Annotated in this window: 20 protein-coding genes; 17 read left to right on the plus strand and 3 right to left on the minus strand. The window is 61.1% G+C overall.

Translation table 11 applies throughout. From position 1 onward, the window contains the following. The 4 genes from ACIOUG_RS22160 to ACIOUG_RS22175 all read left to right on the plus strand — a co-directional run. A partial coding sequence (locus ACIOUG_RS22160; RefSeq protein ID WP_401068683.1) for a urate hydroxylase PuuD occupies positions 1–923 on the plus strand: 923 nt, incomplete at its 5' end. A 231-nt stretch (positions 924–1,154) separates the two neighbouring features. Further along, the gene (locus tag ACIOUG_RS22165) at positions 1,155–2,513 is read left to right on the plus strand and encodes a nucleobase:cation symporter-2 family protein (protein WP_401068685.1); all 1,359 of its coding nucleotides are present in this window, start codon (positions 1,155–1,157) and stop codon (positions 2,511–2,513) included. Between the two features lie 161 nt (positions 2,514–2,674). Beyond that, entirely contained in the window at positions 2,675–3,460 is a 786-nt protein-coding gene (locus tag ACIOUG_RS22170; protein ID WP_401068687.1) for an outer membrane protein OmpK, read from the plus strand. A gap of 373 nt (positions 3,461–3,833) precedes the next feature. Beyond that, complete coding sequence (locus tag ACIOUG_RS22175) at positions 3,834–4,619, plus strand: outer membrane protein OmpK (protein ID WP_401068689.1); 786 nt, start codon at positions 3,834–3,836, stop codon at positions 4,617–4,619. Between the two features lie 89 nt (positions 4,620–4,708). On the opposite strand, the gene ACIOUG_RS22180 is transcribed toward ACIOUG_RS22175, so the two are convergent. Together ACIOUG_RS22180 and ACIOUG_RS22185 are read right to left on the minus strand one after the other, a co-directional pair. Continuing rightward, positions 4,709–5,866 (minus strand): patatin-like phospholipase family protein, encoded by a 1,158-nt coding sequence (locus tag ACIOUG_RS22180; RefSeq protein ID WP_401068690.1) that lies wholly within the window; start codon positions 5,864–5,866, stop codon positions 4,709–4,711. Between the two features lie 35 nt (positions 5,867–5,901). Further along, complete coding sequence (locus tag ACIOUG_RS22185) at positions 5,902–6,837, minus strand: lipid A biosynthesis lauroyl acyltransferase (RefSeq protein WP_367083925.1); 936 nt, start codon at positions 6,835–6,837, stop codon at positions 5,902–5,904. A 117-nt stretch (positions 6,838–6,954) separates the two neighbouring features. Between ACIOUG_RS22185 and minC the strand changes: the two genes are divergently transcribed. The 8 genes from minC (at position 6,955) to ACIOUG_RS22225 (ending at position 15,243) form a co-directional block, all read left to right on the plus strand. Further along, the gene (gene minC, locus ACIOUG_RS22190; RefSeq protein ID WP_027613349.1) at positions 6,955–7,692 is read left to right on the plus strand and encodes a septum site-determining protein MinC; all 738 of its coding nucleotides are present in this window, start codon (positions 6,955–6,957) and stop codon (positions 7,690–7,692) included. 199 nt (positions 7,693–7,891) lie between these two features. Beyond that, positions 7,892–8,704: a septum site-determining protein MinD gene (gene minD / locus ACIOUG_RS22195; RefSeq protein WP_007960626.1), complete on the plus strand. Its 813-nt coding sequence runs from the start codon at positions 7,892–7,894 to the stop codon at positions 8,702–8,704. After that, positions 8,704–8,958: a cell division topological specificity factor MinE gene (gene minE / locus ACIOUG_RS22200; protein ID WP_003223146.1), complete on the plus strand. Its 255-nt coding sequence runs from the start codon at positions 8,704–8,706 to the stop codon at positions 8,956–8,958. The genes minD and minE overlap by 1 nt, the downstream gene beginning before the upstream one ends. 168 nt (positions 8,959–9,126) lie before the next feature. Further along, positions 9,127–9,762, plus strand: coding sequence for an RluA family pseudouridine synthase (locus ACIOUG_RS22205; RefSeq protein WP_007960625.1), 636 nt, complete (start codon positions 9,127–9,129; stop codon positions 9,760–9,762). 186 nt (positions 9,763–9,948) lie between these two features. Continuing rightward, positions 9,949–11,238, plus strand: a complete 1,290-nt coding sequence (locus tag ACIOUG_RS22210; RefSeq protein WP_047598982.1) for a M18 family aminopeptidase — start codon at positions 9,949–9,951, stop codon at positions 11,236–11,238. Between the two features lie 196 nt (positions 11,239–11,434). Further along, the gene (locus tag ACIOUG_RS22215) at positions 11,435–11,611 is read left to right on the plus strand and encodes a hypothetical protein (protein WP_016773747.1); all 177 of its coding nucleotides are present in this window, start codon (positions 11,435–11,437) and stop codon (positions 11,609–11,611) included. 77 nt (positions 11,612–11,688) lie between these two features. Beyond that, entirely contained in the window at positions 11,689–13,842 is a 2,154-nt protein-coding gene (locus ACIOUG_RS22220) for a mechanosensitive ion channel domain-containing protein (protein ID WP_401068692.1), read from the plus strand. 66 nt (positions 13,843–13,908) lie between these two features. Next, positions 13,909–15,243, plus strand: a complete 1,335-nt coding sequence (locus ACIOUG_RS22225) for an amidohydrolase (RefSeq protein WP_401068694.1) — start codon at positions 13,909–13,911, stop codon at positions 15,241–15,243. Positions 15,244–15,912: 669 nt separating this feature from the next. Here the strand turns inward: ACIOUG_RS22225 and ACIOUG_RS22230 are convergent. Further along, complete coding sequence (locus ACIOUG_RS22230; RefSeq protein ID WP_329698259.1) at positions 15,913–16,626, minus strand: UTRA domain-containing protein; 714 nt, start codon at positions 16,624–16,626, stop codon at positions 15,913–15,915. A gap of 353 nt (positions 16,627–16,979) precedes the next feature. On the opposite strand from ACIOUG_RS22230, the gene ACIOUG_RS22235 reads away from it, so the two are divergent. From ACIOUG_RS22235 to ACIOUG_RS22255, 5 genes are all read left to right on the plus strand, one after another. After that, positions 16,980–18,047 (plus strand): ABC transporter substrate-binding protein, encoded by a 1,068-nt coding sequence (locus tag ACIOUG_RS22235; protein WP_003223128.1) that lies wholly within the window; start codon positions 16,980–16,982, stop codon positions 18,045–18,047. 181 nt (positions 18,048–18,228) lie between these two features. Then, complete coding sequence (locus ACIOUG_RS22240; RefSeq protein WP_401068696.1) at positions 18,229–19,035, plus strand: alkaline phosphatase family protein; 807 nt, start codon at positions 18,229–18,231, stop codon at positions 19,033–19,035. Between the two features lie 5 nt (positions 19,036–19,040). Next, positions 19,041–19,877 (plus strand): ABC transporter permease, encoded by an 837-nt coding sequence (locus ACIOUG_RS22245; RefSeq protein ID WP_401068712.1) that lies wholly within the window; start codon positions 19,041–19,043, stop codon positions 19,875–19,877. After that, the gene (locus ACIOUG_RS22250; RefSeq protein WP_007965346.1) at positions 19,864–20,664 is read left to right on the plus strand and encodes an ABC transporter permease; all 801 of its coding nucleotides are present in this window, start codon (positions 19,864–19,866) and stop codon (positions 20,662–20,664) included. Before ACIOUG_RS22245 ends, ACIOUG_RS22250 begins: the two co-directional genes overlap by 14 nt. Continuing rightward, positions 20,661–21,650 carry an ABC transporter ATP-binding protein gene (locus tag ACIOUG_RS22255; RefSeq protein ID WP_401068698.1) on the plus strand — a complete coding sequence of 330 codons (990 nt, stop codon included), beginning with the start codon at positions 20,661–20,663 and terminating at the stop codon, positions 21,648–21,650. Before ACIOUG_RS22250 ends, ACIOUG_RS22255 begins: the two co-directional genes overlap by 4 nt. The last annotated feature ends 48 nt before the right edge of the window (positions 21,651–21,698 follow it).

Genomic DNA, 21,698 nt, shown 5'->3' on the forward strand with positions numbered 1-21,698 from the left:
TCTACGACTTCCTCTGCGATTCGGCCCTTGGCAAGAAACCCGCCCTGCTCGGCTTCGTCCTGTTCGTGCTGATCCTCGGCGCGGCGTATGGCTTCAGCAAGGTGTTCAGCGGTCGTGGTGCGTACCTGCACGTCGGCGCGATCATCGGCACCATCATGGTCGGCAACGTGTTCCGCATCATCATGCCGGCGCAGCGTGCACTGGTTGCCGCCATCGCCGAGAACCGCACGCCGGACCCGGCGCTGCCCGCCAAAGGCCTGCTGCGTTCGCGTCACAACAACTACTTCACCCTGCCGGTGCTGTTCATCATGATCAGCAACCACTTCCCGAGCACCTATGGCAGCCAGTACAACTGGTTGATCCTGGCCGGGATCGCGGTGTTGGCGGTGTTGGTGCGTCACTACTTCAACACCCGTCACGACAGCCACAAGTTTGCCTGGACTCTGCCGGTGGCAGCGGTGGGCATGATCACCCTGGCGTACGTCACCGGCCCTGCGCCGATGCCGACCGCACCGGACGTGGCTAAGGCCCCCGCGAAAATCGAGTACCAGCCGCTGCCGGAAACGGCACTGGGCGGTGGCGCGAAACCGGCTGAAGCGGCGGCACCTGCAGCGCCAGCAGCAGCCCCTGCTGCGGCACCGGCGCAAGCGTCCAACGCAGGTCCTGCGTTCGACAAGGTGCACAACGTGATCCAGGAACGCTGCGCGGTCTGCCACTCGGCCAAACCGACCAGCCCGTTGTTCAGCGCGGCGCCTGCCGGTGTGATGTTCGACACCCCCGAGCAGATCCGCCAGAACGCGGCGCGGATCCAGGCGCAAGCCATCACCACGCAGATCATGCCACTGGGCAACATCACCCAGATGACCCAGCAGGAACGTGACCTGATCGGTGCCTGGATCGCGCAGGGAGCCCAGACCAACTGAGCCAGACAAAAGCCTGTGTAAAAGCAGGCTTTTGTGGCGAGGGAGCTTGCTCCCGCTGGACTGCGCAGCAGGCCTTGCTCTTGAAGAGAAGGGCCGCTTCGCGCCCCGGCGGGAGCAAGCTCCCTCGCCACAAACAAGCTCTGCAGCCACAAATATGAATGATGCAAAAGGACAGCTGTGAGCCACCCGGCAGCTGTTCAATCACAAGAATAAAAAGATCCGAGGTGTTGCATGTCCGAGCTGTCCAAAGCGCGCATCCCCGACGCACCCGCCATTCAGCGTTTGCCCCTTTTGCAACTGATCCTGGTCGGTTTGCAACATGTTCTGCTGATGTACGGCGGTGCCATCGCGGTGCCGTTGATCATCGGACAGGCCGCTGGCCTGAGTCGTGAAGAAATTGCCTTCCTGATCAACGCCGACCTGCTGGTCGCCGGTATCGCCACCATCGTCCAGTCACTCGGCATCGGCCCAATGGGTATCCGCATGCCGGTGATGATGGGCGCCAGTTTCGCCGCCGTCGGCAGCATGGTCGCCATGGCCGGCATGCCCGGTATCGGTCTGCAAGGGATCTTCGGCGCGACCATCGCCGCCGGATTCTTCGGCATGCTCATCGCGCCGTTCATGTCCAAGGTCGTGCGCTTCTTCCCGCCTTTGGTGACCGGCACGGTCATCACCTCGATCGGTCTGTCGCTGTTCCCCGTGGCCGTGAACTGGGCCGGTGGCGGTGCCGCCGCAGCGCAATTCGGTTCACCGATTTATCTGGCCATCGCCGCGCTGGTGCTGGCGACCATTCTGCTGATCCACCGCTTCATGCGCGGGTTCTGGGTCAATATTTCCGTGCTGATCGGCATGTGTTTCGGCTACGTGCTCTGCGGTGCAATCGGCATGGTCGACCTGAGCGGCATGGCCAACGCGCCATGGGTCCAGTTCGTCACCCCACTGCACTTCGGCATGCCGAAATTCGAACTGGCGCCAATCCTGTCGATGTGCCTGGTGGTGGTGATCATCTTCGTCGAGTCCACCGGGATGTTCCTCGCGCTGGGCAAGATCACCGGCCAGGAAGTCTGCCCACGGATGCTGCGGCGCGGCCTGCTGTGCGATGCCGGCGCCTCGTTCGTCGCCGGGTTCTTCAACACCTTCACCCACTCCTCGTTCGCGCAGAACATCGGCCTGGTGCAGATGACCGGCGTGCGCTGCCGCTCGGTGACCATCGTTGCCGGTGGCCTGCTGATCGTGCTGAGCCTGCTGCCGAAAGCCGCATTTCTGGTGGCGTCGATTCCACCGGCGGTACTCGGCGGTGCGGCAATTGCGATGTTCGGCATGGTGGCGGCCACCGGAATCAAGATTCTTCAGGAAGCCGACATCGGTGACCGGCGCAACCAGTTGTTGGTGGCGGTGAGCATCGGCATGGGCCTGATCCCGGTGGTACGTCCGGAATTCTTCGCCCACCTGCCGTTGTGGATGAGCCCGATCACCCACAGCGGCATCGCCATGGCCACGCTCAGCGCGCTGACCCTGAACCTGCTGTTCAACATCCTCGGCGGCGCCGAACGCGCAGCGATCAACGACTGCCACGCGCATCAGCATTAACAGCAACACCTACAAACCCTGTGGGAGCGGGCTTGCTCGCGAAGAGGTCGTGTCAGTCACCAACCCTGTTGAATGACACACCGCTTTCGCGAGCAAGCCCGCTCCCACAGGGACAAGCAACAGCTCTGCGCCTTAAAAATAAAAACAAGAGGGAGCAACAGATGATTCGCACGCAAACCAACGTACTGTTGAGTGGCGGCCTGCTGGCCGCGAGTCAGGCCATGGCCGGCGATTTACTGCTGTGGCAGACCAACAGCCTGAGCTACCTGTACGGCAAGAACTTCGCGATCAACCCGTCGATCCAGCAAACGGTGACGTTCGAGCATGCCGACAAGTGGAAATACGGCGACAACTTCCTGTTCGTCGACAAGATCTTCTACAACGGCCAGGAAGACCGCAATAAAGGCCCGCACACCTTTTACGGCGAATTCACCCCACGCTTCTCGTTCGGCAAGATCTTCGACCAGAAGCTTGAGTTCGGCCCGATCAAGGACGTGCTGCTGGCGATGACCTACGAGTACGGCGAAGGCGACAGCGAGGCCTACCTCATCGGCCCCGGCTTCGACCTGAAAGTGCCCGGCTTCAACTACGTGACCTTGAACATCTTCCGCCGCCAGACCGAAGGCCCGCGCCCCGGCGATGGTGTATGGCAGATCACCCCGGGCTGGTCGTACAGCGTCCCCGTGGGCAATTCCGACCTGCTGATCGACGGCTATCTGGACTGGGTCGTCGACAACGACCAGAACTCGCGCGGCACCTACCACGCCAATCTGCACATCAATCCACAGATCAAATACGACCTCGGCAAAGCCTTCGGCTGGAGCCACAAGCAGCTGTACGTCGGCACCGAATACAGCTACTGGAAGAACAAATATGGGGTCGAAAGCAGTCACAACCTCGACACCAACCAGAACACCGCCAGCCTGCTGGTGAAGGTGCACTTCTGAGATGGCCCGCAACCGTGCCCCATACCTGTCGTCGGTGCTCTGTTGCGGGGCACTTGAGAGCTGGCCGAGGAGTCAGTATTCTCCGCGGCCTCTTGAATTCGGTCTAAAAAAAAGCCCGGATTTAATTCCTGACCGACGAGCCAACTTATCCCGGCCCCGGTCAGTACCGAGGCATCCCGAAAACACGCGCAATCGACTGTTTTTCAGCAGCCGAACGGGCGTTTTTTTGCTTTCTGAAAGCATTGGCCCAGCTCTTGCTATCACCAGCGAAGCTGACCGATCGGATGACTTTTGCAGCAACGAAAAAAGGCGCCACACCAGAGCGCCGATCTTAAAAAAATAAACGTGGAACACCTACTTTGGGAGCAACCGAATGAAACGTATGTGCACCAGCCTGATGCTCGCGGGATCGATGCTGGCCGGCGGCCAGGCCATGGCCGATGGCCTGCTGCAATGGCAGAACAACAGCCTGACCTACCTGTACGGTAAAGACTTCAAGGTCAATCCGGCGATCCAGCAGACCGTCACTTTCGAGCACGCCGACGCCTGGAAATACGGGGATAACTTCCTGTTCGTCGACAAGATCTTCTACAACGGCAAGCCGGACGGCGGCGTCGGCAACAACACCTATTACGGTGAGTTCCAGCCACGCATCTCGCTGGGCAAGGTGCTGGACCAGAAGCTCGAATTCGGTCCGATCAAAGACGTGCTGCTGGCGATGACTTACGAGTTCGGTGAAGGCGACGTCGAGTCGTACCTGATCGGTCCAGGCTTCGACTTGGCGATCCCGGGCTTCGACTACTTCCAGCTGAACTTCTACCAGCGTCACACCGAAGGCTCGCGCCCGGGTGACAACGTCTGGCAGATCACGCCGGTCTGGTCCTATACCATTCCGGTCGGCAGCTCCAACGTGCTGATCGACGGTTACATGGACTGGGTGGTCGACAACGACGTCAACAGCAAAGGCGAATACCACGCCAACCTGCACTTCAACCCACAGGTCAAATACGACCTGGGCAAGGCGTTGCATTTCGGCGAGAAGCAACTGTACGTCGGTGTTGAATACGACTACTGGAAAGACAAATACGGGATCGACGACACCCGTGGCTTCACCACCAATCAGAACGTGACCAGCTTCCTGGTGAAGTTCCACTTCTGATAAAGATCAAAAGATCGCAGCCTGCGGCAGCTCCTACATTGGAATGCGCTATCCCTGTAGGAGCTGGCGAAGCCTGCGATCTTTTGCCTTTAAGAAGTTAACCCGAGAAACCGGCACAACTCCTCACGCTTGGCCAACGCATCGCGCCGCCCCAGGTCGATCAGCTCGCTGCAATACCCCGCCTCGAACAGCAGATAACTCAGCACCCCTGCCCCACTGGTCTTGGTCGCCCCCGGTCCGCGCAAGAACAGGCGCAACGCCGCCGGCAATTCCTGGCGATGTCGCGCGGCGATTTCATCAATCGGCTGACTCGGTGAAATCACCAGCACCTCCACCGGCGCCACCCCCAGCTCGCGAGTCGGCGTGCCTTCGGGCATCAGGTGGCTGAACTGGTTCAGACGCTGCAGCAATTCGATGTCGCTCTCCAGGCTATCAATGAACGTGCTGTTGAGCATGTGCCCGCCGATCTGCGCCAGGGTGGGCTGCTGGCCGGTATAGGCGCGCTGCAGCGGCTGCTGAGGATCGACACCGCGCGGGTTACCACTGACCCCCACCACCAGCACCCTACTCGCGCCCAGGTGCAGCGCCGGGCTGATCGGTGCCGATTGGCGCACTGCGCCGTCACCAAAATATTCTTCACCGATTTTCACCGGGGCAAACAGCAACGGGATCGCCGAACTGGCCAGCAAATGGTCCACCGACAATTGCGCCGGCACGCCGATGCGCCGATGGCGCAACCACGCGTCAATCTTGCCGCCGCCCTGGTAGAAGGTCACCGCCTGCCCCGATTCATAGCCGAACGCGGTCACCGCCACCGCGTGCAATTGCTGGCGCGCGATGGATTCGGCGATGCCGGGCATGTGCAGTTTTTCATTGAGCAGGTCGCGCAGCGGCGAACTGTTGAGCAGCGCTACCGGCAGGTGCCGCCCCATACCCAACAGGCTATGGCTGACAAAGCGGCTGGCCTGACGGATCACTCCCGGCCAGTCGCTGCGCAGCACCCGATGGCTTCGAAAGCCCTGCCAGAACAGCGTGAGGCGTTCGATGGCCGCGCGAAAATCGCTGGCGCCACTGGCCAGGCTGACCGCGTTGATCGCCCCGGCCGAGGTGCCGACGATCACCGGAAACGGATTGTCCGCGCCCAGCGGCAGCAATTCGGCAATCGCCGCCAGCACCCCCACCTGATACGCCGCCCGAGCCCCGCCGCCGGAAAGAATCAAACCTGTGACCGGTTCAGCTGGGCTCATCGCAACGCTCCATGGTGCTTGAAAGGGTGAGTGAATCAGCCGCGCCGTTTCGGGTAAAGCTTCGGCTCACCCGGTGGACGGCTCTTGAAGCGGCGGTGCGCCCACAAGTATTGCTCAGGGCAGGCGCGCAGCGCACTTTCCACCCACTGGTTGATGCGGATGCAGTCGGCCTCTTCGGTCTCGCCCGGGAAGTCTTCCAGCGGCGGATGGATCACCAGCCGGTAACCGCTGCCGTCGGCCAGACGCTCCTGAGTGAACGGCACCACCAGCGCCTTGCCCAGACGGGCAAACTTGGTGGTCGCGGTCACGGTTGCCGCCTGAATGCCGAACAGTGGCACGAAGATGCTTTGCTTGGCGCCGTAGTCCTGATCCGGTGCGTACCAGATCGCCCGGCCGGAACGCAGCAGCTTGAGCATGCCGCGCACGTCGTCACGCTCCACCGCCAGCGAATCGAGGTTGTGCCGCTCGCGGCCGCGACGCTGGACGAAGTCGAACAACGGATTCTTGTGCTCGCGGTACATGCCGTCGATGGTGTGCTGCTGGCCGAGCAACGCCGCGCCGATTTCCAGGGTGGTGAAATGCGCGGCCATGAGGATCACGCCCTTGCCTTCGCGCTGGGCGTTTTGCAGATGCTCCAGGCCTTCGACATGCGCCAATTTCGCCAGACGCTCACGCGACCACCACCAGCTCATCGCCATTTCAAAAAACGCGATGCCGGTGGAGGCGAAGTTTTCCTTGAGCAGGCGTTTGCGCTCGGCGGCGGATTTTTCCGGGAAGCACAGCTCGAGATTGCGCTTGGCGATGCGCCGCCGGTCGCCGGCCACGCGATACATCAACGCGCCCAGGATTCGACCGATCGTCAGTAAAACCGCATACGGCAACTGCACGACCAGCCACAACAGCCCCAGACCGCACCAGAGCGGCCAGAAGCGGGGAGAAAGATAGGCTCTTCGAAAACGCGGGCGATCCATTAAAGCTTCCGTAAATTCAGTGGCCGCGCATTCTACATCGTTCGACCCGGCTTGCGGCTCGCGGGCGTTCTCGTTATAAGTCTCGGCACTTTTAGTGACAAGCCGTTGTATGCCGATATGAGCCAAAACGAATCGCCAGACCGAGATCCCGTGTTCCAGTTGAAGGGCAGCATGCTGGCCATCACGGTGCTGGAACTGTCCCGCAACGACCTCGACAGCCTTGATCGGCAACTGGCCGCCAAAGTCGCCCAGGCGCCGAATTTTTTCAGCAATGCACCGTTGGTCCTGGCGCTGGACAAACTGCCGCCGGGTGAAGGCGCGGTCGATCTGCCCGGCCTGATGCGCGTGTGCCGCCAGCATGGCCTGCGCACCCTGGCGATCCGCGCCAGCCGTATCGAAGACATCGCCGCCGCCATCGCCATCGACATCCCGGTACTGCCGCCGTCCGGCGCCCGCGAGCGACCGCTGGAAGCCCCGGAACCGGAAGTCAAAAAGAAGCCGGAAAAGCCGCCGGAGCCGACCGTCAAACCGACCCGCGTCATCACCACGCCAGTACGTGGTGGCCAACAGATATATGCCCAGGGTGGCGATCTGGTGGTGGTTTCTTCGGTCAGTCCGGGGGCGGAACTTCTGGCCGATGGCAACATCCATGTATACGGCCCGATGCGCGGTCGCGCACTGGCCGGCGTCAAAGGTGACACCAAGGCGCGGATTTTCTGTCAGCAATTGAGCGCTGAACTGATCTCCATCGCCGGGCATTACAAGGTTTCCGAAGATTTGCGCCGCGATCCACTGTGGGGCTCCGGCGTCCAGGTCAGCCTGTCGGCCGACGTGTTGAACATCATTCGGCTTTAACGGATACTGCCGCATTTTCCAAGCATCTCTAAAACGTAGCGAAAACGGCTCAAACGAAGTAGGAAAAAGGATCAAGGAGCGTTTGCCCCCGGCAAGTGCGACTTGCGCCGAACTCCAGCCAAGGCTGTCCGACTGCAGTAGTTTTCAAGAGATGTTTTTCAGGGGCTAAAAAGTCCTTCTTCCTTAGGGGTGAAACACCTTGGCCAAGATTCTCGTGGTTACATCCGGCAAGGGTGGTGTGGGTAAGACCACCACCAGCGCCGCTATCGGTACCGGCCTCGCTCTGCGCGGCCACAAAACAGTCATCGTCGACTTCGACGTGGGTTTGCGTAACCTCGACCTGATCATGGGTTGCGAGCGTCGTGTGGTGTACGACTTCGTCAACGTGGTCAACGGCGAAGCCAACCTGCAACAGGCCCTGATCAAAGACAAGCGCCTGGAAAATCTCTACGTGCTGGCCGCCAGCCAGACCCGCGACAAAGACGCGCTGACCCAGGAAGGCGTGGAAAAAGTCCTGATGCAGTTGAAGGAAGACTTCGACTTCGTGGTCTGCGACTCCCCGGCGGGCATCGAGAAAGGTGCGCACCTGGCCATGTACTTCGCCGACGAAGCGATCATCGTGACCAACCCGGAAGTGTCCTCGGTCCGTGACTCCGACCGCATGCTGGGCCTGCTGGCCAGCAAATCGCGTCGTGCCGAACTCGGCGAAGAGCCGATCAAGGAACACCTCCTGCTGACCCGTTACAACCCGCAGCGCGTCAGCGATGGCGAGATGCTGGGCGTTGAAGACGTGAAGGAAATTCTGGCCGTGACCCTGCTGGGCGTCATCCCTGAGTCCCAGGCGGTCCTGAAGGCTTCCAACTCGGGCGTCCCGGTGATTCTCGACGACCAGAGCGATGCCGGTCAGGCGTACAGCGATGCCGTTGATCGTCTGCTGGGCAAAGAAAAAGAACATCGTTTCCTCGATGTTACGAAGAAGGGATTCTTCGAGCGCCTGTTTGGAGGTAGGTAATGAACCTTTTTGACTTCTTTCGTGCCAACAAAAAGCCAAGTACCGCCTCGGTAGCGAAAGAGCGTCTACAGATCATCGTGGCGCATGAGCGCGGCCAGCGCAGCACGCCGGATTACTTGCCAGCCTTGCAGAAGGAATTGGTCGACGTGATCCGCAAGTACGTCAATATCGGCAACGACGACGTACACGTTGCACTGGAAAGCCAGGGCAGTTGCTCGATTCTGGAACTCAACATCACCCTGCCTGATCGCTGAGTCGATCCGGCGGTCGCTACGGCGGCTCGGGCTGTTGATGCTCGTGTAGGAGCTACCGAAGGCTGCGATCTTTTGATCTTCAACGTCAAAAGATCGCAGCCTTCGGCAGCTCCTACAGGGTTATCAGCAGCCTGAGCCGCCGTTGGCATTTGTTACGAGGCTGTTTTAATGCCGTTGTCCAACATCCGCATCATTCATCAGGACGCCGCCGTACTGGTGGTCGACAAGCCGACGTTGCTGCTCTCGGTGCCCGGCCGCGCCGACGACAATAAGGACTGCCTGATCACCCGCCTGCAGGAAAACGGCTACCCGGAAGCGCGCATCGTCCATCGCCTGGACTGGGAAACCTCCGGCATCATTCTGCTGGCCCGTGATGCCGACACTCACCGCGAACTGTCGCGGCAGTTTCACGACCGCGAAACCGAAAAGGCCTACACCGCCCTGGCCTGGGGTCAGCCGGAACTGGACAGCGGCAGCATCGACCTGCCGCTGCGCTACGACCCGCCGACCAAACCGCGGCACGTGGTCGACCACGAATTCGGCAAGCATGCACTGACCTTCTGGCGCGTGCTGGAGCGTTGCGGCGACTGGTGCCGCGTCGAACTGACACCCATCACCGGGCGCTCGCACCAGTTGCGCGTGCACATGCTGTCCATCGGTCACCCGCTTTTGGGCGACGGGCTGTACGCCCATGAGCAAGCCCTGGCCGCCTGGCCGCGCCTGTGTCTGCACGCGAGCATGCTGAGCTTCACCCACCCGCAAACCGGTGAACGCCTGCGCTTCGAATGCCCGGCACCGTTCTGACCGGCACCGCCGCCCATGTAAGAGCTGCCGCAGATTGCAATCTTTTGATCTGATAAACAGCAAGGTCAAAAGATCGCAGCCTGCGGCAGCTCCTACAGGTTATGCGTCCACCGTAACACCGCATGTCATGCACCAAGCTTCCGGCCGATGCGTTAAACTCCCGCCCATTGCTGTCTGGAGCTTCTTATGCGCGAAGAGTTGAACCAAGGCCTGATCGACTTCCTCAAGGCCTCCCCTACCCCGTTCCACGCCACCGCCAGCCTTGTTCAGCGTCTGGAGGCCGCCGGTTATGTGCGCCTCGACGAGCGCGAGCCATGGACCACCGAGGCCAACGGCCGCTACTACGTCACCCGTAACGACTCCTCGATCGTCGCGATCAAGATGGGCCGCAACTCGCCGCTGCACGACGGGATCCGTCTGGTCGGCGCCCACACCGACAGCCCGTGCCTGCGGGTCAAGCCGCAACCGGAACTGCAACGTCAGGGTTTCTGGCAACTGGGCGTTGAAGTCTACGGCGGCGCATTGCTGGCGCCGTGGTTCGACCGCGACCTGTCGCTGGCCGGCCGCGTCACCTTCCGTCGTGACGGCAAGGTCGAAAGTCAGCTGATCGACTTCAAGGCACCCATCGCGATCATTCCCAACCTGGCCATTCACCTCAATCGTGAAGCCAATCAGGGCTGGGCGATCAACGCGCAGACCGAGCTGCCGCCGATCCTCGCGCAGTTCGCCGGTGACGAGCGCGTCGACTTCCGCGCGGTACTGACCGATCAACTGGCTCGCGAACATGGCCTGAACGCCGACGTGGTGCTGGATTACGAGCTGAGTTTCTACGACACCCAGAGCGCGGCGGTCATCGGCCTGCATGGCGACTTCATCGCCGGTGCGCGCCTCGACAACCTGCTGTCGTGCTACGCCGGCCTGCAAGCCCTGCTCACCGCCGACACTGAAGAAACCTGCGTGCTGGTGTGCAACGACCACGAAGAAGTCGGCTCCTGCTCGGCCTGTGGTGCCGATGGCCCGATGCTCGAACAGACCCTGCGCCGTCTGCTGCCGGAAGGTGACGAGTTCGTCCGCACCATCCAGAAATCGCTGCTGGTCTCGGCCGACAACGCTCACGGCGTGCACCCCAACTACGCCGAGAAGCACGACGCCAACCACGGCCCGAAACTCAACGCCGGCCCGGTAATCAAGGTCAACAGCAACCAGCGCTACGCCACCAACAGCGAAACCGCCGGGTTCTTCCGCCATCTGTGCATGGCCGAAGAAGTGCCGGTGCAGAGCTTCGTGGTGCGCAGCGACATGGGCTGCGGCTCGACCATCGGCCCGATCACCGCCAGCCACCTCGGTGTGCGCACCGTCGACATCGGCCTGCCGACGTTCGCCATGCACTCGATCCGCGAACTGTGCGGCAGCCACGACCTGGCACACCTGGTCAAAGTGCTGAGTGCGTTCTACGCCAGTCGCGAGTTGCCGTAAAAGCTGAAAAGCTTCGCGAGCAAGCCCGCTCCCACATTGGAATGCATTTCAACCTGTGGGAGCGGGCTTGCTCGCGAAAGCGGCAGTCCAGACAACACAATTTCATCATTGGACTGACTCAATTCTGATACACATCAGAACCGCTCCGCCAAAAGCGACCTAGACTTAAACCATTCATTTCGACAAGGCAGTCTCCATGATTTCGATGTCCTCCTTCCACGCCATGCTCATCCCGATCCTGAGCGGGATGATTCTGCTGGCGATCGGCTTCAACTTCCGCGACAAGAACGCCGGTGTCTTTGCCATGTGGATCGGCATGCTGATGATCCTGGCCACCGTGGTCTACAAGATCCTCGCCAAACTCAACGAATAATTCCGTGCCCGGCTCGCATTGATTCTGGCTGCCTCGTACACTCGCTCAATTCGCCCCTTTGCGAGGTTGACCGCCTAGTGTTCGCTCGTCTGTTTGCTCTGCCCTGCCTGTTCCTTGTCTGCCTGATGACGCTGCTGCCGCTGGCCCCTGCCCATGCGGTCGGTTTGCCTAGCCTGCTCAACACCACCAAGACCCAGCCCGAGGCGCAAGAGCCACTGGGCCAGTCGCTGGATGAAGTCATCAAGTCGCTGGAAAACGACAAGCAACGCGCACAGTTGCTGAGCGATCTGAAAAAACTGCGCGACGCCACCAAGAAAGCCCAGGCCTCACCGGAAGAAGGCGTGCTGGGCCTGATCGGCGGCACCCTGGCCAGTTTCGAGAAGCAGTTCTCCGGTGACGATAGTCCGCTGACCCGCTGGTCCAGTGAGTTCGATCTGGCCAAGGACGAACTCGATAACCTGATGTTGCCCGCCAGCGAATGGCTGCCGATCATCTTCGGCTTCGCGGTGATTTTGATGGTCTGGAGCCTGCTTGCCGCCGCGCTGATCTGGCTCGGTCATCGGGTGCGCATGCGCTTCGGCCTGACCGAAGAATTGCCGCAACACCCCAAGGCCCTCGACATGCTGCGCTTCGCCCTGCGCAAGCTCGGGCCATGGCTGATCGCGTTGGTCATCACCGTGTACATGAGCTACGCGCTGCCGTCGTCGCTGGGTAAAAGCCTGGCGATGGTGCTGGCTTATGCCTTGGTGGTCGGCACCTGTTTCTCGGCGATCTGCGTGATTGCCTTCTCGCTGCTCGACGGCCCGCACCGGCACCGGGCGCTGTACATTCTGCGGCATCAGGCCTTCCGCCCGTTGTGGCTGATCGGCAGCTTCGCCGCATTCGGTGAAGCGCTGAGTGACCCGCGCCTGGTCGAAGGCCTCGGCGTGCACCTGGCACACACCACCGCGACCATCACCAATGTCCTCGCGGCGCTGTTCACCGGGCTGTTCATCCTGCGTTTCCGCCGGCCGATCGCGCACCTGATCCGCAACCAGCCCCTGTCCCGCCGCCTGACCCGCCGCGCCCTCAGCGATACCATCGATATCCTCGGCACCTTCTGGTACGTGCCGGCGCTGGTGCTGGTTGGCATCTCGCTGTTCGCCACCTTCGTCTCCGCCGGCGACACCAGCACCGCTCTGCGTCAGTCGCTGATCTGCACGGTGTTGCTGGTGATGTGCATGGTGATCAACGGCCTCGTGCGCCGTCATTCACTCAAACCGCAACGCGGGCCGAAGCGTCACGCGCTGTATTCGGAACGCCTGAAAAGCTTCTTCTACACCCTCGCCCACCTGCTGGTGTGGCTGACCTTCATCGAACTCGGCCTGCGCGTGTGGGGCAAGTCGCTGATCGGTTTTGCCGAGGGCGAAGGGCATGACGTCAGCGTCAAACTGTTCAGCCTGATCGGCACGCTGATTTTCTCCTGGCTGATCTGGATCCTCGCCGACACCGCCGTGCACCACGCCCTCACCCGCTCGCGCAAAGGCCTGGCGAATGCCCGCGCGCAGACGATGATGCCGCTGATCCGCAACGTGCTGTTCGTGGCGATTTTCATCATTGCGCTGATCGTCGCCCTGGCGAACATGGGCATGAACGTCACGCCATTGCTGGCCGGTGCCGGTGTGATCGGTCTGGCCATCGGTTTCGGTGCGCAGTCGCTGGTGGCGGACTTGATCACCGGCCTGTTCATCATCATCGAGGACTCGCTGGCCATCGACGATTACGTCGACGTCGGCGGCCACCTCGGCACCGTCGAAGGCCTGACCATCCGCACCGTGCGCCTGCGCGACATCGACGGCATCGTCCACACCATCCCGTTCAGCGAAATCAAAAGCATCAAGAACTACTCGCGGGAATTCGGTTACGCAATCTTCCGCGTGGCGGTGCCGTACAACATGGAAATCGACGACGCGATCAAACTGATGCGCGAAGTCGGCCAGAAAATGCGCACCGACCCGCTGCAGCGGCGCAACATCTGGTCGCCGCTGGAGATACAGGGCGTGGAAAGTTTCGAGTCCGGCAGCGCGATCCTGCGCGCGCGCTTCAAGACCGCGCCGATCAAACAATGGGAAGTTTCCCGGGCCTTCAACCTGTCGCTCAAGCGTCATCTGGACGAAGCCGGACTCGATCTGGCAACGCCGCGCATGAGCGTGCAGGTCATCACTGCCGGTGGTGGCCAGCCGAAGGAATAGCACTTCGCGCAAACACTCGGGTCACAGGCAGGGAAGCCAGAAAAACAATAACCATGGAGAAACCCGATGCAGCTGACACGCATTGCCCAGACCGTTCTGCTCACCCTGCTGGCCGGCACCGCCAGCGCCGGCACACTCGACAGCGCCCGCGAACAGATCTCCGCGCAGGCCGAGGCACTTGAACCGCAACTGCTGGAAACCCGCCGCGACATCCACGCGCATCCGGAACTGGGCAACACCGAAAAACGCACCGCGGAACTGGTCGCCAAGCAACTCAAGGCCATGGGCCTGGAAGTCAAAACCAACGTCGCCCGCACCGGCGTAGTGGCCATCCTCAAAGGCGCCCTGCCCGGTCCGACTGTGGCCCTGCGCGCCGACATGGACGCGCTGCCGGTCAAGGAAACCGCCGATCTGCCCTTCGCCTCGAAAGCCAAAGGCACCTACCTCGACAAAGAAGTCGACGTGATGCACGCCTGCGGCCACGACGCCCACACCGCGATCCTGCTGAGCACGGCGAAAATTCTCACAGGCATGCGCGACACCCTGCCCGGCACCGTGGTGTTCTACTTCCAGCCCGCCGAAGAAGGCCCGAGCGACTTCATCCCCGACGGCAAAAACACCTGGGGCGCGAAAATGATGGTCCAGGAAGGCGCAATGAAATCGCCGAAACCCGACGCGGTGTTCGGCCTCCACGTCTGGGCCGGCGTGCCCGCCGGCCAGATCGCCTACCGCCCAGGCCCTACCCTGGCCAGCTCCGACGACCTGCGCATCAAAATCCTCGGCAAACAAACCCACGCCGGCCGCCCGTGGGACGGCATCGACCCGATCACCGTCGGCGCACAAACCATCGTCGGCCTGCAAACCGTGGTCAGCCGGCGCACCGACATCTCGTCCTACCCGTCGGTGGTCAGCATCGGCACCATCAACGGCGGCACCCGCTACAACATCATTCCCGAGTCCGTCGACATGAGCGGGACCATCCGCTCCTACGACTATGGCATCCGCCAGAAACTCCACGCCGACGTACGCCAGACCATCGAAAAAATCGCCGAAAGCGGCGGCGCGAAAGCCGACGTGACCATCATCGAAAAATACGACCCCACGATCAACAACCCGGCACTGACAGAGACAATGCTGCCGACGCTGAAGTGGGCGGCCAAGGATGACGTGGTCAATGCACCACTGGTGGGCGGCGCAGAAGACTTCTCGTTCTTCGCCAAGGAAGTGCCGGGGCTGTTTGTGTTTCTCGGGGTGACGCCACGGGATCAGGACATGAGCAAAGCTGCGCCGAATCACAATCCGGGATTCTTTGTGGATGAATCGGCGCTGGTGGTTGGGGTGAGGACGATGGCGTCTTTGGCGACGGATTATTTGTATGCCAATGCCGGGGCGGGCAAGTAGAGATGAAGTGACAGTGGGGGCGCCTTCGCGAGCAGGCTCGCTCCCACATTTGACCGTATGCAGCCTGTTAGAGATTGGTCGGCTGTCAGGGCGCCATCGCTGGCAAGCCAGCTCCCACAGTTGGATTGAGTGCAGGCAGTTGGAGATTGGTCGGCTGGGAGGTCACCATCACTGGCAGGCCAGCTCCCACAGAGAGATTGGGTGCAGGCAGTTAGAGATTGGTCGGCTGTCAGGCCGCCTTCGCGAGCAGGCTCACTCCTACAGAAAAGCAAAGCAGTCCAGACAGACCGCATGCTTTTCACCACTCAAATGGCCGAGTGTCAGCTCGCCGAAAGCTCTTGATCTTGCCGTGCCGGCCCCTTCGGCAGGCTGAGTGGAGGGGTTTATCCGGGGGTGGGAGCGCAGCGACCGTTTGGCGAAGCCAAACACATCGAGAGGAGGTGCAGCCAAGCAAACCGGAGGCGATGCGCCCGGATGAACCCCGCAACGAAGGAACCCGAGCCTAAGCGAGGGCCGTACGCCGGGGCCCAGCGTTTTGGTTACTTTTGGGCGTCTGCAAAAGTGACTCGCCGTAAGGGCGAAACCGCCAGCCGCAACACCCGAACCAACGGATATACACCTAAAACCCCAAGAACCTGGTCGGCCCAGAGGCCGCCAAGGCCAAACGGCTCAAACAACATCTACACCAACGTGAATCGCATCATGCCGCCAAAACTCCAGATCACAATCAATCAACCGCTCATGCTGATCATAATTGACCCGAGCAATCCGTAACCCCGGACTCCCGACAGAAACCCGCAAAGCCGCCGCCGCATCCACCGACAACGACGTCGGCACAATCTCGAACCGCACCCGCCCATAGTGCAAATCGTAATGCCGCGCATACAACTCGGTCATCGACTGATTCAAATCAAACCCCAGAATCCCCGGGAAATACTGCGGATTCAGATAATGCTCCACATACAAAACGAGCCGCCCATCAATCCGCCGCGACCGACAAATCTGAATCACGCTCGACAAAGCAGGTAACTGCAACAACGCACACACCGCCGCCGACGCCGGCTGCAACCGCGCCGAAATCACCTCGGTCGAAGGCACCCGCCCCTGCGCACTGACCATCGCGTGAAAGTGACTGCGCTGCATCAGGTTGTACGCCAGACGTGGCGGCGAAACGAACCAGCCACGGCGCTCCTCGCGATAAATCTGCCCCTGCGCTTCCAGTTGCAACAAGGCCTCGCGCACCGTAATCCGCGTGGTGCCGAACAACTCACTGAGCTTGCGCTCGGCCGGCAACTTGCTCCCGGGCGCGAGCAGGCCGTGATCGAGTTGCTCCTGCAGCACCTGACCGATCGCTGTCACCGCTTTTGTTGCCTCATCGCGCATCAACGTTACCTATCTGGACTAGACCAGCACTGTTTCGGGGCAAAAACCGTACGGCCTGCAAGCCGTTTCCATGGGTTGCAAGCCTAGGCAGTGCAGATGACCGAGAGATGACAAACCCGCCCGACGGTCGCCCTCATGACTTGCAATACATCGGCCAAGTCCCTTGCCAGCCGGGGCTTTGACCTTGGTCTACGCTTAGCGGGCAAGCGCCGAAACCGGGCAAATATAAGGCCTGCCGGGCGACCGCCGACATCAAAGTGTCATCCAGCCCCCTTAAATTGGCTCAGGTATTGCTGACCTAGACCAACCACAAACCGCAATCGCAGCGTTGAACACGACCAAGGAGCTTCGGAATGAAACAGCTTTTCCTGGCAACACTGTTAGGCTCGACCATTGCAATGTGCACCTCCGCCATGGCGGCGGGTACCGACCTGAAAACCCTCGAAGCCGCTGCGAAAGCGGAAGGCGCCGTCAACAGCGTCGGCATGCCCGATGACTGGGCCAACTGGAAAGGTACCTGGGAAGATCTGGCCAAGACCTACGGCCTGAAACACATCGACACCGACATGAGCTCGGCCCAGGAAATCGCCAAGTTCGCTGCTGAAAAAGACAACGCTACCGCCGACATCGGCGACGTCGGCGCAGCCTTCGGCCCGATCGCGGTCAAGCAAGGCGTGGTGCAACCGTACAAGCCAAGCACCTGGGATCAAGTCCCGGACTGGGCCAAGGACAAGGACGGCAACTGGGCACTGGCCTATACCGGCACCATCGCCTTCATCGTCAACAAGAAGCTGCTGCACGGCTCCGAAGTCCCAACCAAATGGGCTGACCTCAAGGGCGGTAAATACAAGGTTTCCATCGGTGACGTGAGCACCGCCGCGCAAGCCGCCAACGGCGTACTGGCCGCTGCCTTGGCCAACGGTGGCGACGAGAAGAACATCCAGCCGGCCCTGCTGCTGTTTGCAGACATCGCCAAGCAAGGTCGCCTGTCGATGGCCAACCCGACCATCGCCACCATGGAAAAAGGCGAGATCGAAGTCGGCGTGGTCTGGGACTTCAACGGCCTGAGCTACAAGGCCAAGATGGCCAACCCGGATGACTACGTGGTGCTGATCCCGTCCGACGGCTCGGTGATTTCCGGCTACACCACCATCATCAACAAGTACGCGAAAAACCCGAACGCCGCCAAGCTGACCCGCGAATACATCTTCAGCGACGCCGGCCAGACCAACCTGGCGCGCGGCAACGCCCGTCCGATCCGCGCCGATCACCTGCAACTGCCGGAAGACGTGAAAGCCAAGTTGCTGCCGAACGAGCAGTACAAGAAGGTCACGCCGATCAAGGACGCCGACGCCTGGGAAAAAACCTCCAAGGCCCTGCCGCAGAAGTGGAACGAAGAAGTCATCGTAGAGATGAAGTAATCCTGTAAATCCCCACTGCTGGATCCATTGGAGATCCAAATGTGGGAGCGGGCTTGCTCGCGAAGGCGTCGTGTCAGTCGACATCAATGTTGAATGATCTACCGCATTCGCGAGCAAGCCCGCTCCCACAGGGGGATCCGGATGGAATTTGAATTTCCTGATTTGCGGAGTTTTTGCCCCTATGAAGCACAACGTCATCCTTGTCGTGCTCGACGGTCTCAACCACGAGGTCGCGCGTCACGCCATGGGGCATCTGCAGGCTTACGTTGGCGCAGGACGCGCCGCGCTCTATCAGTTGGAGTGCGAGTTGCCCGCCCTGTCCCGACCGCTTTACGAATGCATCCTCACCGGCGTGCCGCCGATCGACAGCGGCATCGTCCACAACAACATTGCACGGCTGTCCAATCAGCGCAGCATCTATCACTACGCCCGCGACGCCGGCCTGAAGACCGCCGCAGCGGCCTATCACTGGGTCAGCGAGCTGTACAACCGTTCGCCGTTCGTGGCGGCCCGCGACCGGCATACCGACGATCCAGCGTTACCGATCCAGCACGGGCATTTCTACTGGAACGATCACTACCCGGATTCGCACCTGTTCGCCGACGCGGAGAATCTGCGCCTGCGCCATGCGCCGAACTTCCTGCTGATCCACCCGATGAACATCGATGACGCCGGCCACAAGCACGGCCTCGACTCCGCGCAATACCGCAACAGCGCGCGCTCGGCAGACATCGTCCTCGCCGACTACCTGCAAGGCTGGCTCGACGCGGGCTATCAGGTGCTGGTCACCGCCGACCACGGCATGAACAACGACCGCTCGCACAACGGCCTGCTCCCGGAAGAACGCCAGGTGCCGCTGTTCGTCCTCGGCGACGCGTTCAGCCTCAATACTGATGCCGCGCCGAAACAGACCGACATCTGCGGCACCGTCTGCGAACTGCTCGGCGTACCCCACGACAAACCTGTGTGCCGGGAGCTGCTCAAGTGAATGCCATGACTCGCGGCAAATGGCTCGCGGCCCTGTGTCTGGTGCCGTTCACGCTGTTCTTCATCGTGTTCGAAATTGCCCCGCTGGTCTGGGTGATGATCAACAGCCTGCAATCGGAAGAGTTCGGCTGGGGCTTCGCCAACTTCAGCAAGATCTTCAGCTCGAAGTTCTACCTGCAGGCGATCCAGTACAGCCTGGAGATCAGTTTCTGGTCGAGCGTATTCGGCATCATCATTGCCGTGCTCGGCGCGTATTCATTGCGCCGGGTCGACTCGAAACTGCGCAACTTCGTGAATGCCTTCGCCAACATGACCAGCAACTTCGCTGGTGTGCCGCTGGCTTTCGCGTTCATCATTCTGCTCGGCTTCAACGGCAGCATCACCATCATGCTCAAGCAGGCCGGGATCATTCAGGATTTCAACCTGTACTCGAAGACCGGCCTGATCATCCTCTACACCTACTTCCAGATTCCCCTCGGCGTGCTGCTGCTGTACCCGGCCTTCGACGCCCTGCGTGAAGACTGGCGCGAATCCGCTGCGCTGCTCGGCGCCAACGGCTGGCAATTCTGGCGGCACATCGGTCTGCCGGTGCTGACCCCGGCGCTGCTCGGCACCTTCGTGATCCTGCTGGCCAACGCCCTCGGCGCCTACGCCACGGTGTACGCCTTGACCACCGGCAACTTCAACGTGCTGCCGATACGCATCGCGGCGATGGTCTCCGGGGACATTTCCCTCGATCCGAATCTGGCCAGCGCCCTGGCCGTGGTGTTGGTGGCGTTGATGACCATTGTCACCGTCGTGCATCAACTGCTGCTGAAGAGGAGCTACCATGTCTCGCGCTGAATCCGGCCCGGCCGGCGTCTACCACCGCGTCGTGGTCTACCTGTTGTTCGCGATCCTGCTGCTGCCGTTGGTGGGTACGCTGATCTATTCGATTGCCAGCAGCTGGTCGGCGACCATCCTGCCCAGCGGTTTCACCTTCAAGTGGTACCTCCAGCTGTGGAGCGATCCGCGCTTCCTGCACGCCTTCGGCCAGTCGCTGCTGGTGTGCGTCGGAGCGCTGGTGCTGTCGGTGGTGCTGATCCTGCCGCTGCTGTTCGTGGTGCATTACCACTTCCCGAAACTCGATGCGCTGATGAACATCCTGATCCTGCTGCCCTTCGCGGTGCCGCCAGTGGTGTCGTCGGTAGGCCTGTTGCAGCTCTATGGTTCCGGGCCGCTGGCGATGGTCGGCACGCCGTGGATTCTGATCGGTTGTTACTTCACCGTGGCGCTGCCGTTCATGTACCGGGCGATCACCAACAACCTGCAGGCGATCAACCTGCGCGACCTGATGGACGCCGCGCAGCTGCTCGGCGCCAGCACCTTTCAGGCGGCATTTCTGGTGGTGCTGCCGAACCTGCGCAAAGGCCTGATGGTCGCGCTGCTGCTGTCATTCTCGTTCCTGTTCGGTGAGTTCGTGTTCGCCAACATCCTCGTCGGCACGCGCTACGAAACCCTGCAGGTGTATCTGAACAACATGCGCAACAGCAGCGGCCACTTCACCAGTGCGCTGGTGATCTCGTACTTCTTTTTCGTGCTGGTCCTGACCTGGATCGCCAACATCTTGAACAAGGACAAAAGCGAATGAGCTATGTCAGCGTCCAACACCTGCAGAAAAACTACGCGGGCACCACGGTGTTCAGTGACATCAACTGCGAGATCAACAAGGGCGAATTCGTCACCCTGCTCGGCCCGTCCGGTTGCGGCAAGTCCACCCTGCTGCGCTGCATTGCCGGGCTGACGCCGGTGGATGGCGGCAAGATCCTCCTTGATGGTGTCGACATCGTGCCGCTGAGCCCGCAAAAACGCGGGATCGGCATGGTGTTCCAGAGCTATGCGCTGTTTCCCAACATGACCGTCGAGCAGAACGTCGCCTTCGGCCTGCGCATGCAGAAGGTCAATGCCGACGACAGCCACAAGCGCGTCGCCGAAGTGTTGAAACTGGTCGAGCTTAACGACTTCGCCAGCCGTTATCCGCACCAGCTCTCCGGCGGCCAATGCCAGCGCGTGGCCCTCGCCCGCTCGCTGGTGACCCGCCCACGCTTACTGCTGCTGGATGAACCACTGTCGGCGCTGGATGCGCGAATTCGCAAACATCTGCGCGAGCAGATCCGGCAGATCCAGCGCGAACTCGGCCTGACCACCATTTTCGTCACCCACGATCAGGAAGAAGCGCTGACCATGTCCGACCGGATTTTCCTGATGAACCAGGGGAAGATCGTGCAGAGCGGCGATGCCGAAACCCTCTACACCGCACCGGTCGATGTGTTCGCCGCCGGCTTCATTGGCAACTACAACCTGCTCGACGCCGACAGCGCCTCGAAACTGCTGCAACGGCCAATCAACCACCGCATCGCGATTCGCCCGGAAGCCATCGAGCTGAGCCTCAATGGCGAACTCGACGCACAGATCCGCAGCCACAGTCTGCTCGGTAACGTGATCCGCTACCGGGTCGAAGCGCGCGGCGTGGAACTGGTGGTGGATGTGCTGAACCGCTCGGCGGCGGATCTGCATCCCGACGGTCAGCGCCTGGCGCTTTCCATCGATCCGACTGCCCTGTGTGAAGTAGCCTGAAGGCAGCTGCAAGCTTCGAGCTATGAGCTTCCGGCTGTAGACTGCGGC

The organism is Pseudomonas sp. NPDC087803, assembly GCF_044742995.1.
In the GTDB taxonomy this organism is placed as follows: Bacteria; Pseudomonadota; Gammaproteobacteria; order Pseudomonadales; family Pseudomonadaceae; genus Aquipseudomonas.

Bases quoted from the DNA above. Each gene is read 5' to 3' on its own strand.
- ACIOUG_RS22165 (WP_401068685.1), top strand. From the start codon at position 1,155: ATGTCCGAGCTGTCCAAAGCGCGCATCCCCGACGCACCCGCCATTCAG.
- ACIOUG_RS22170 (WP_401068687.1), top strand. From the start codon at position 2,675: ATGATTCGCACGCAAACCAACGTACTGTTGAGTGGCGGCCTGCTGGCC.
- ACIOUG_RS22175 (WP_401068689.1), top strand. From the start codon at position 3,834: ATGAAACGTATGTGCACCAGCCTGATGCTCGCGGGATCGATGCTGGCC.
- ACIOUG_RS22180 (WP_401068690.1), bottom strand. From the start codon at position 5,866: ATGAGCCCAGCTGAACCGGTCACAGGTTTGATTCTTTCCGGCGGCGGG.
- ACIOUG_RS22185 (WP_367083925.1), bottom strand. From the start codon at position 6,837: ATGGATCGCCCGCGTTTTCGAAGAGCCTATCTTTCTCCCCGCTTCTGG.
- minC (WP_027613349.1), top strand. From the start codon at position 6,955: ATGAGCCAAAACGAATCGCCAGACCGAGATCCCGTGTTCCAGTTGAAG.
- minE (WP_003223146.1), top strand. From the start codon at position 8,704: ATGAACCTTTTTGACTTCTTTCGTGCCAACAAAAAGCCAAGTACCGCC.
- ACIOUG_RS22205 (WP_007960625.1), top strand. From the start codon at position 9,127: ATGCCGTTGTCCAACATCCGCATCATTCATCAGGACGCCGCCGTACTG.
- ACIOUG_RS22210 (WP_047598982.1), top strand. From the start codon at position 9,949: ATGCGCGAAGAGTTGAACCAAGGCCTGATCGACTTCCTCAAGGCCTCC.
- ACIOUG_RS22215 (WP_016773747.1), top strand. From the start codon at position 11,435: ATGATTTCGATGTCCTCCTTCCACGCCATGCTCATCCCGATCCTGAGC.
- ACIOUG_RS22225 (WP_401068694.1), top strand. From the start codon at position 13,909: ATGCAGCTGACACGCATTGCCCAGACCGTTCTGCTCACCCTGCTGGCC.
- ACIOUG_RS22230 (WP_329698259.1), bottom strand. From the start codon at position 16,626: ATGCGCGATGAGGCAACAAAAGCGGTGACAGCGATCGGTCAGGTGCTG.
- ACIOUG_RS22235 (WP_003223128.1), top strand. From the start codon at position 16,980: ATGAAACAGCTTTTCCTGGCAACACTGTTAGGCTCGACCATTGCAATG.
- ACIOUG_RS22240 (WP_401068696.1), top strand. From the start codon at position 18,229: ATGAAGCACAACGTCATCCTTGTCGTGCTCGACGGTCTCAACCACGAG.
- ACIOUG_RS22245 (WP_401068712.1), top strand. From the start codon at position 19,041: ATGACTCGCGGCAAATGGCTCGCGGCCCTGTGTCTGGTGCCGTTCACG.
- ACIOUG_RS22250 (WP_007965346.1), top strand. From the start codon at position 19,864: ATGTCTCGCGCTGAATCCGGCCCGGCCGGCGTCTACCACCGCGTCGTG.
- ACIOUG_RS22255 (WP_401068698.1), top strand. From the start codon at position 20,661: ATGAGCTATGTCAGCGTCCAACACCTGCAGAAAAACTACGCGGGCACC.